Genomic DNA, 9,967 nt, shown 5'->3' on the forward strand with positions numbered 1-9,967 from the left:
CGATTCGCGTCACGTGTTATTCGGTTTCCAGATCGATATCGATACCGAGCGAACGGATTTCTTTGATCAACACGTTGAAAGACTCGGGCATGCCCGGCTCCATACGGTGATCTCCGTCCACGATGTTTTTGTACATCTTGGTACGGCCGTTCACGTCGTCCGACTTCACTGTGAGCATCTCTTGCAGAGTGTATGCCGCGCCATATGCCTCCAGCGCCCAGACCTCCATCTCCCCGAAACGCTGACCACCGAACTGAGCCTTACCACCCAGCGGCTGCTGTGTGACGAGACTGTAAGAACCAGTGGAACGCGCATGCATCTTGTCGTCCACCAAGTGGTTCAGCTTCAGCATGTACATGTAGCCAACAGTTACAGGACGCTCGAATTTATTGCCGGTGCGCCCATCAAACAGTTGCATCTGGCCACTATCTGGCATGTCCGCCAGGCGCAACATGGCCTTGATCTCGCTTTCCTTGGCGCCGTCGAATACCGGAGTTGCCATTGGCACACCGCCGCGCAGGTTCTTCGCCAAATCGAGAACTTCTTGGTCAGACAGATCGTCCAGACTTTCCTGGCGACCGCCGATCTCGTTGTAGATCTCGTTCAGGAACTTGCGTAACTCGACGACTTTACGCTGCTCTTCGAGCATGCGGTTGATCTTCTCCCCCAACCCCTTTGCCGCGAGGCCCAGGTGAGTTTCGAGGATCTGACCAACGTTCATACGCGAAGGTACACCCAACGGGTTGAGGACGATATCCACAGGCGTGCCATTGGCATCGTGCGGCATGTCTTCAACTGGCATGATCACAGAGACCACGCCCTTGTTACCATGGCGTCCGGCCATTTTGTCGCCCGGCTGAATGCGGCGACGAATGGCGAGGTAGACCTTGACGATTTTCAGTACGCCCGGAGCCAGGTCGTCGCCTTGCTGCAGCTTACGCTTCTTGTCTTCGAACTTATCGTCCAACAGACGGCGACGATCGACGATGTAAGCCTGAGCACGCTCGAGCTGCTCGTTCAGGGCATCTTCGACCATGCGCAGCTTGAACCACTGACCATGCTCGAGGCCGTCGAGGACTTCATCAGTGATTTCCTGACCTTTCTTCAAGCCAGCACCGCCCTCGACGCTACGACCTACCAAGGCAGAGCGCAGACGCTCGAAGGTTGCGCCCTCGACAATGCGAAACTCCTCGTTCAGGTCCTTGCGGATCTCGTCCAGTTGGCTCTTCTCGATCGACAACGCCCGAGCATCACGCTCGACGCCGTCACGGGTGAAGACCTGCACGTCGATGACAGTACCTTTGGTACCGGTGGGTACGCGCAGGGAGGTGTCTTTAACGTCGCTGGCTTTCTCACCGAAAATTGCACGCAGCAGTTTTTCTTCCGGAGTCAGCTGAGTCTCGCCCTTCGGAGTGACTTTACCAACCAGAATGTCGCCAGCGCCTACCTCAGCACCTACATAAACGATACCGGCTTCGTCCAGCTTGTTCAGCGCTGCCTCACCCACGTTCGGGATGTCAGCGGTGATCTCCTCCGGACCCAGCTTGGTATCACGAGCCACACAGGTCAGTTCCTGAATGTGGATTGTGGTGAAGCGGTCTTCCTGAACAACGCGCTCGGACAGGCAGATGGAGTCTTCGAAGTTGAAGCCGTTCCACGCCATGAACGCAATGCGCATGTTTTGACCAAGAGCCAGCTCACCCATGTCGGTGGACGGGCCGTCAGCCATGATGTCGCTACGCTGTACGCGATCACCCTTGCTAACCAGAGGGCGCTGGTTGATGCAGGTGTTCTGGTTCGAGCGGGTGTATTTAGTCAGGTTGTAAATGTCTACACCGGCTTCACCTGGCTCGACTTCGTCATCAGCGACACGAACCACGATACGGCTGGCGTCAACGGAGTCGATCACGCCTCCACGACGGGCCACCACACAGACACCGGAGTCACGCGCAACGTTGCGCTCCATGCCGGTACCTACGAGCGGCTTGTCAGCACGCAAGGTCGGTACGGCCTGACGCTGCATGTTCGAACCCATCAACGCACGGTTGGCGTCGTCATGCTCGAGGAACGGAATCAGTGACGCAGCAACCGAAACGACCTGCTTCGGCGAGACGTCCATCAAGGTGACATCTTCTGGCGCCTTGACAGTGAATTCGTTCAGGTGACGTACGGCAACCAGCTCATCGATCAACTGATCCTTGTCGTTCATGGCTGCCGAAGCCTGCGCGATCACGTGGTCGGCTTCTTCGATTGCAGACAGGAAAACGATTTCGTCGGTCACCAGACCCTCTTTCACCACTCGATACGGGCTTTCCAGGAAGCCGTACTGGTTGGTGCGGGCATAAGCAGCGAGCGAGTTGATCAGACCGATGTTCGGACCTTCCGGCGTCTCGATCGGGCAAACACGACCGTAGTGAGTCGGGTGCACGTCACGAACTTCGAAGCCAGCGCGCTCACGGGTCAGACCACCGGGGCCAAGGGCAGAAACACGGCGCTTGTGAGTGATCTCGGACAGCGGGTTGTTCTGGTCCATAAACTGTGACAGCTGGCTGGAGCCGAAGAACTCTTTGACCGCAGCAGCGACCGGCTTGGCGTTGATCAAGTCCTGTGGCATCAGACCTTCGCTTTCTGCCATCGACAGACGCTCTTTGACCGCACGCTCAACACGGACCAAACCGACACGGAACTGGTTCTCAGCCATCTCGCCTACGCAGCGCACCCGACGGTTACCCAGGTGATCGATATCATCGACGATGCCCTTGCCGTTACGGATATCGACCAACGTCTTGAGGACGGCAACGATATCTTCCTTGCACAGCACGCCAGAACCTTCGATCTCGGTACGACCGATACGACGGTTGAACTTCATGCGACCCACAGCGGACAGGTCGTAGCGTTCCGGGCTGAAGAACAGGTTGTTGAACAGTGTCTCGGCCGCATCCTTGGTAGGTGGCTCACCAGGACGCATCATGCGATAGATTTCGACCAGGGCTTCCAATTGGTTGCCGGTGGAATCAATTTTCAGCGTGTCGGAGATGAACGGACCGCAGTCGATGTCGTTGGTGTACAGCGTCTCGATACGGACAACCTGAGCCTTGGCGATTTTCGCGAGAATCTCAGTATTCAGCTCAGTGTTGCATTCGGCAATGATCTCGCCCGTAGCCGGATGCACGATAGCCTTGGCACTGGTGCGGCCAAGTACATAGTCCAGCGGCACTTCCAACGCCTTGATACCGGCTTTTTCAAGCTGGTTGATATGGCGAGCGGTGATACGGCGACCTTGCTCAACGATCACCTTGCCTTTGTCGTCCAGGATGTCCAGGACGGCGATTTCACCACGCAGACGCTGAGGCACCAACTCCAGGCTCAGGGACTCGCCCTGCACGTGGAAAACGTTGGTGGTGTAGAAAGCGTCCAGCACTTCCTCAGTGGTATAGCCGAGCGCACGGAGCAGAACCGATGCAGGGAGTTTGCGACGACGGTCGATACGGACGAATACACAGTCCTTTGGATCGAACTCGAAGTCCAACCACGAACCACGGTAAGGAATAATACGAGCGGAGTACAGCAACTTACCTGAGCTGTGCGTCTTGCCGCGATCGTGGTCGAAGAACACGCCCGGGGAGCGGTGCAGCTGGGAAACGATAACACGCTCGGTACCGTTGATAACGAAGGTACCGTTCTCAGTCATCAAGGGGATTTCACCCATGTAGACTTCTTGCTCTTTGATGTCCTTGATCGCTTTGTTCGACGATTCTTTGTCGAAAATGATCAGGCGCACTTTTACCCGCAAAGGCACTGCGTACGTTACACCGCGCAGCACACATTCCTTGACGTCAAAAGCCGGTTCGCCCAGACGATAACCGACGTACTCCAGAGCAGCATTGCCGGAGTAGCTGATGATCGGGAAAACGGATTTGAAGGCCGCATGCAGGCCCACGTCGCGGAACTGATCTTTAGTCGCTCCCGCTTGCAAGAATTCACGATACGAATCCAGCTGGATGGCCAGGAGGTAAGGCACATCCATGACGTCCGGCAACTTGCTAAAGTCCTTGCGGATACGTTTTTTCTCAGTATATGAGTAAGCCATCAGCGTTCCCCAGCTTGGTCACCTGCTTGTTTGGCCTCCCCCGACGGGAGCGGCCAGAAAATCTTGCAAACCCCATGGTTTGCGCCACCATTCGCGGTGGTTGAAGCACGTTACTGACGCCGACCTGATCGGCGGCCAATAACGGAAAAAGGCCGGTGGCAGAAGCCACCAGCCATCAGCCTTCGCTTAACGCTTGGGCTGGAGACGCAAGGTCAATGCTTACTTCAGCTCGACTTTAGCGCCTGCTTCTTCCAGAGTTGCTTTGGCTTTGTCAGCAGCGTCTTTTGCTACTGCTTCCAGCACCAGGGCCGGAGCACCGTCAACGACTGCCTTGGCTTCTTTCAGGCCCAGACCGGTCAGCTCACGAACAGCTTTAATAACGTTAACCTTCTTCTCGCCAGCTTCGGTCAGCATGACGTTGAATTCAGTTTGCTCTTCGACAACAGCGGCAGCAGCAGCTGGACCAGCCGAAGCTGCAGCAGCGCTAACGCCGAATTTTTCTTCGAAAGCTTTGATCAGTTCAACAACCTGCAGAACGGACATTTCAGCTACGGCGTTGAGGATATCGTCTTGAGAGATAGACATGACTCTAATTCCTGAATTGTGTGAGGGCCTATACGGCCTTCGAAATAAACAAAAATACGCGGAAAGAGGTGTGCGGCCTTAAGCTGCAGCAGCTTCTTTCTGTTCGCGAACTGCCGCCAACGTACGAGCCAATTTGCTGGTAGCGCCTTGAATCACGCTCATCAGCTGGGAAATTGCTTCGTCGCGGGTCGGCAAGGTTGCCAATACGTCGATCTGATTGGCTGCGAGGAACTTGCCCTCGAACGCAGCTGCCTTGATCTCGAACTTGTCCTGACCCTTAGCAAACTCTTTGAACAAACGGGCAGCGGCGCCCGGGTGCTCGTTGGAGAAAGCGATCAAGGTCGGGCCAGTGAATGCGTCGTTGAGAACACTGTATTCAGTGTCAGCAACAGCACGCTTAAGCAAAGTATTACGCACGACACGCACGTATACGCCAGCTTCACGAGCCTCTTTACGGAGTCCGGTCATCGCGCCTACCGTCACACCGCGGGCATCAGCCACGACAGCGGACAGAGCGACTTTGGCAGCCTCGTTGACTTCAGCGACGATGGCCTTCTTGTCTTCGAGTTTAATTGCCACGGGTTCAACTCCTGCTTGTTACCGTTTCATCTGGCCGGAGCCGGATGTCGTTTTGGTGTCTGATTCGGTAAGGAACCGGGAGCACCATCTGCGTAGGCTTGTGTTTTAAGACTCGCGCCGCCTACGGTCTTGGATAGCCCCCGCCAGGCAGGGACCCCAATTTGTTGCAAAGGCGCAGCTAACCGCACCCCGCGGTCTTACGCGTTCAACGAACCTTGGTCGATGACCAAGCCTGGGCCCATAGTGGTGCTCAGGGTAACGCGCTTGACGTAAATGCCTTTCGAAGAAGCTGGCTTGATACGCTTCAGATCAGCGATCAGGGCTTCAACGTTCTCACGCAGCTTGTCAGCATCAAAACCGACCTTGCCAACCGAGGTATGGATGATGCCATTTTTATCAGTGCGATAACGAACCTGACCAGCCTTGGCGTTTTTTACCGCGCTAGCTACGTCTGGGGTAACGGTACCGACTTTCGGGTTAGGCATCAGGCCACGAGGGCCGAGGATCTGACCCAGTTGACCTACAACACGCATTGCGTCCGGAGAGGCAATAACGACGTCATAGTTCAGGTCGCCGCCTTTCATTTCGGCAGCCAGGTCGTCCATGCCAACGCGGTCGGCGCCGGCAGCCAGAGCTGCTTCAGCTGCTGGACCCTGAGTGAAGACAGCAACACGAACAGTCTTGCCAGTGCCGTGCGGCAGCACAGTGGCGCTACGGACGACCTGGTCGGATTTACGCGGATCAACGCCGAGGTTTACGGCGACGTCCACGGACTCGCTGAACTTCACTGTCGACAACTCTGTCAGCAAAGTTGCAGCGTCGTTGAAGCTATAAGACTTGCCCGCTTCAATTTTGGAAGCGATTGCCTTTTGACGTTTGGTCAGCTTAGCCATTACACACCCTCCACGTTAAGGCCCATGCTACGAGCAGAACCGGCGATGGTGCGCACGGCTGCTTCCATGTCAGCAGCAGTAAGATCCGCGTTTTTGGTCTTCGCGATCTCTTCCAGCTGAGCACGGGTAACAGTGCCAACTTTGACGGTGTTCGGACGAGCCGAGCCGCTGGTCAAGCCAGCTGCTTTTTTCAGCAGAACCGATGCAGGGGTACTTTTGGTTTCAAAAGTGAAGCTGCGGTCGCTGTAAACAGTGATGATCACTGGAGTCGGCAGACCTGGCTCAAGACCCTGAGTACGGGCGTTGAAGGCCTTGCAGAATTCCATGATGTTCACGCCATGCTGACCCAGAGCAGGACCAACTGGCGGGCTCGGGTTAGCCTGAGCAGCTTTCACTTGAAGCTTGATGTAAGCGGTAATCTTCTTGGCCATGAGGCACTCCAATTACGGGTTCGAACGCCTCGAAAGGCTCCCCGGTTACTTGCGCGTTTATCCCAGTGACGAAAAAACCCCACAGCCCAAGGCTGCGGGGTATGGGATTTCCGGCTCAGCTATGCCTTCTCGACCTGGCTGAACTCGAGCTCCACCGGAGTAGAGCGTCCGAAAATAAGCACAGCCACTTGGATCCGGCTCTTTTCGTAGTTAACTTCTTCAACCGTACCGTTGAAATCCGCAAACGGACCATCGGTAACGCGAACCACTTCACCCGGCTCGAATAATGTCTTCGGCTTAGGCTTGTCGCTGCCATCAGCAACGCGACGCAGGATAGCTTCCGCCTCCTTGTCGGTGATCGGCGCAGGCTTATCTGCCGTCCCACCGATGAAGCCCATGACACGAGGAGTATCCTTGACCAAGTGCCAAGTACCCTCATTCATGTCCATCTGGACAAGCACATAACCAGGAAAGAATTTACGTTCGCTTTTGCGCTTCTGGCCATTACGCATCTCCACCACTTCTTCGGTAGGGACCAGAATTTCGCCAAAACCATCTTCCATGCCTGCCAGCTTTACACGCTCAATCAGAGAGCGCATAACATGCTTCTCGTAACCCGAGTAGGCATGCACTACGTACCAACGCTTAGCCACGGGACACCCTTAGCCGACGATCAAGGAAACAAGCCAGCCGAGCAGGGAATCTAATCCCCACAACAGCAGCGCCATAACCAAAACCACAGCCACCACAATGAGGGTAGTCTGAGTGGTTTCTTGACGAGTAGGCCATACGACTTTACGAATCTCAGCGCGAGCTTCCTTGGCCAACACGAAGAAAGCTCGGCCCTTGCCGGTCTGCAACCCTACATAAGCTGCGACAGCGGCAATAATGAGCAGAGCAAGCACGCGATACAGGATTGGCTGCGCGGAGTAGTATTGATTTCCGACGACACCCACGACGACGAGAAGGACTACTACTAGCCACTTCACAAGATCAAAACGGGAGTCAGGGGCTTCAGCCTTTGGATTCATCTACTAAAATCCTGTGAAAAGAAAGCCAGACACATTACGTGAATCTGGCAGGTCAGGAGGGAATCGAACCCCCAACCTACGGTTTTGGAGACCGTCGCTCTGCCAATTGAGCTACTGACCTAAAAGCAAAATCAGGCCGACCATTATGCGGACCCGACAAGAAGTTTTCAACAGCTATCCTACAATATCGCACGGATGCGCATCGAATCGCTGCAGGAGCCACTATCACCGAGGCGCGAAGCCAATACACCAAGCGAAACGTGACACCTAAAACAAAGGCAGATACTTTCATATCTGCCTTAGTAATGGAGCTCTTGAGCGGATTTGAACCGCTGACCTCACCCTTACCAAGGGTGTGCTCTACCAACTGAGCTACAAGAGCGAAACACATTGCACAACCAACAAAACTGGAGCGGGTAGCGGGAATCGAACCCGCATCATCAGCTTGGAAGGCTGAGGTTCTACCACTAAACTATACCCGCCGAGCATGTCGCTTACGCTCGAAATTTGGTGGAGGGGGAAGGATTCGAACCTTCGAAGTCGTAGACGTCAGATTTACAGTCTGATCCCTTTGGCCGCTCGGGAACCCCTCCTAAGCGAGGCAGCATTCTATCTTATGCTGCCCTTCTGTCAACCTTTTTCTCAATAAAAACTTGAGGTTACAAACATTGACTCTTGCTTCACAGGCGTTTCAAACTTATCTTGCACTGCGAAGCGGGCGCCATTCTATGCAAACTATTCAGCCGTTGCAATGCCCTCGCACAACATTATTTTATTTTTTAGCTGAGGAAAGTCGTGCTTCAGTCCACTTAACAACGCGTCGTCGAAAAGGCGCCGGCTACCAGGTGCAACTTTCAACCAGTAGATTGCGCCAGAGCTATCTACCCGCTTGCCGAATTGCGTCTGGATATCCAGACTTGTCAGTCGCTGCTCCACCGTCCTCGCCTGGCTTTGAGAAAGCTCCCCACCTAGATAGAGACACTCGTCCGCGACGGGACTTGAGTTCGACGCGGCCTTCTCTTCTCCAGCCTCGCTCAAAAGCCGAAGGCCCTGTTGATTCCCTTTGTAAAGCGAAAGCGGAGTCACTTCTTTCGGCCTCAAAGGAGCGCTCTGCTGATGCCACCCGTAGTAAAAAAAATTCAACATCAATAAAAGCAAAAACACCCAACGCATAACGACCTCATTACTACCATCAAGCACCAGGACGAGAGCGTCTGTGACCCATTGAGCTCACAGCAGGATAGTTTTCGGCTTACTCACGCAGCCTTAGACTAAGTTCTCCCCCGCTGAACGCGTGCACCTGTTCACCGACCTTCAAGCGCAACGCACCGATCGCATCGATTCCAACCACGATCCCTTCAATAGCAGTTGAACCGGCCAGCAGCGTAACGTTTTGATTTTGCCAAAGATGATTGCGCTCCCACTCCTCCTGAAACGCAACAAATCCTTGGCTGCGGTGGGCCGCGAGGTACTCTTTCAGATCAGCACTCAACCGTGCAGCGATTTGGTTGCGATCCAGGCTTGCGCCGGTTTCCAGCATCATAGATGTCCACAGCTGATCAACTTCCTCAGAGGCCCGCATGTTGACGTTGATTCCGATACCGATGACTACATGACAGACATCGGCAGGGTCACCAGTGAGTTCTAGAAGCACACCAGCGAGCTTGCGCCGGCCGACGAGAATATCATTGGGCCACTTAAGCCCAGCACCGTCGACGCCCATCTCGCGTAGCATTTTTACGACCGCCAAACCTACCAGAAGACTAAGTCCTTCCAATTGGCGCATGCCACCGTCAATGCGTAAGGCCAAACTGTAGTAGAGGTTCTCAGCGTACGGGCTGGCCCACTTGCGTCCACGGCGTCCTCTACCAGCTGTTTGCTGCTCTGCAAGCACTAGTAAAGGGAGGGATACCCCTTGTCCGGCTAGTCGCATCGCTTCGGCGTTTGTGGAGTCGATCGTATCGTGCACATGAATCGACCATCCGGCATCACTCTGGTTATCTCTTAGCCATTGCTGATTCAGCAGATACAGTGGCGAGGCAAGGCGATAACCACGGCCACGGACTTTATGAATCTCCAGCCCGGTCTCCGCCTCAAGCTGCTGAAGCCTTTTCCAGACAGCGCTACGACTGACTCCAACCGCGACGCCCAGGTCTTCACCAGAATGGAATGCCCCATCGCTTAGAAGCTTTAACAATGTCCGCATCGGTCATACGCCTGGCAATAAGGGACGCATAATAGCGATGCATACTGCCGGTGCATATATGCAGCGCTCACGCGATTGGCCCCAAGTGCCGTGTCGCTTTAGGTCGTGAGACAGGGGAAGTCCACTTTCTTCGCGCAAAAACAAAACCCCAC

General features: G+C 54.8%; 9 protein-coding genes and 4 tRNA genes. All 13 read right to left on the reverse strand.

The window, feature by feature from the left end; translation table 11 throughout:
• Positions 1–16: 16 nt before the first annotated feature.
• The gene (rpoB, locus tag B3I26_RS13745; protein WP_296258324.1) at positions 17–4,090 is read right to left on the reverse strand and encodes a DNA-directed RNA polymerase subunit beta; all 4,074 of its coding nucleotides are present in this window, start codon (positions 4,088–4,090) and stop codon (positions 17–19) included.
• A 219-nt stretch (positions 4,091–4,309) separates the two neighbouring features.
• Positions 4,310–4,675, reverse strand: coding sequence for a 50S ribosomal protein L7/L12 (gene rplL / locus B3I26_RS13750; protein ID WP_034109568.1), 366 nt, complete (start codon positions 4,673–4,675; stop codon positions 4,310–4,312).
• A 78-nt stretch (positions 4,676–4,753) separates the two neighbouring features.
• Entirely contained in the window at positions 4,754–5,254 is a 501-nt protein-coding gene (rplJ, locus tag B3I26_RS13755; RefSeq protein WP_062384462.1) for a 50S ribosomal protein L10, read from the reverse strand.
• Positions 5,255–5,451: 197 nt separating this feature from the next.
• Positions 5,452–6,147: a 50S ribosomal protein L1 gene (gene rplA / locus B3I26_RS13760; protein ID WP_296258329.1), complete on the reverse strand. Its 696-nt coding sequence runs from the start codon at positions 6,145–6,147 to the stop codon at positions 5,452–5,454.
• Positions 6,147–6,578, reverse strand: a complete 432-nt coding sequence (rplK, locus tag B3I26_RS13765; RefSeq protein WP_007933726.1) for a 50S ribosomal protein L11 — start codon at positions 6,576–6,578, stop codon at positions 6,147–6,149. The genes rplA and rplK overlap by 1 nt, the downstream gene beginning before the upstream one ends.
• A 119-nt stretch (positions 6,579–6,697) precedes the next feature.
• Positions 6,698–7,231: a transcription termination/antitermination protein NusG gene (nusG, locus tag B3I26_RS13770; RefSeq protein ID WP_002555501.1), complete on the reverse strand. Its 534-nt coding sequence runs from the start codon at positions 7,229–7,231 to the stop codon at positions 6,698–6,700.
• A gap of 9 nt (positions 7,232–7,240) precedes the next feature.
• Positions 7,241–7,609 carry a preprotein translocase subunit SecE gene (gene secE / locus B3I26_RS13775; RefSeq protein WP_296258332.1) on the reverse strand — a complete coding sequence of 123 codons (369 nt, stop codon included), beginning with the start codon at positions 7,607–7,609 and terminating at the stop codon, positions 7,241–7,243.
• Positions 7,610–7,654: 45 nt separating this feature from the next.
• A tRNA-Trp gene (locus B3I26_RS13780) sits at positions 7,655–7,730 on the reverse strand.
• 185 nt (positions 7,731–7,915) lie between these two features.
• A tRNA-Thr gene (locus B3I26_RS13785) sits at positions 7,916–7,991 on the reverse strand.
• 26 nt (positions 7,992–8,017) lie between these two features.
• Positions 8,018–8,091 (reverse strand) — tRNA-Gly (locus tag B3I26_RS13790).
• A gap of 26 nt (positions 8,092–8,117) precedes the next feature.
• A tRNA-Tyr gene (locus tag B3I26_RS13795) sits at positions 8,118–8,202 on the reverse strand.
• Positions 8,203–8,344: 142 nt separating this feature from the next.
• Positions 8,345–8,782: a hypothetical protein gene (locus B3I26_RS13800; RefSeq protein ID WP_296258333.1), complete on the reverse strand. Its 438-nt coding sequence runs from the start codon at positions 8,780–8,782 to the stop codon at positions 8,345–8,347.
• A gap of 79 nt (positions 8,783–8,861) precedes the next feature.
• Positions 8,862–9,815 (reverse strand): bifunctional biotin--[acetyl-CoA-carboxylase] ligase/biotin operon repressor BirA, encoded by a 954-nt coding sequence (gene birA, locus B3I26_RS13805; protein WP_296258334.1) that lies wholly within the window; start codon positions 9,813–9,815, stop codon positions 8,862–8,864.
• Positions 9,816–9,967: the final 152 nt, after the last annotated feature.

Source organism: Pseudomonas sp. UBA5706 (genome assembly GCF_002419965.1).
Taxonomy (GTDB): Bacteria; Pseudomonadota; Gammaproteobacteria; order Pseudomonadales; family Pseudomonadaceae; genus Aquipseudomonas.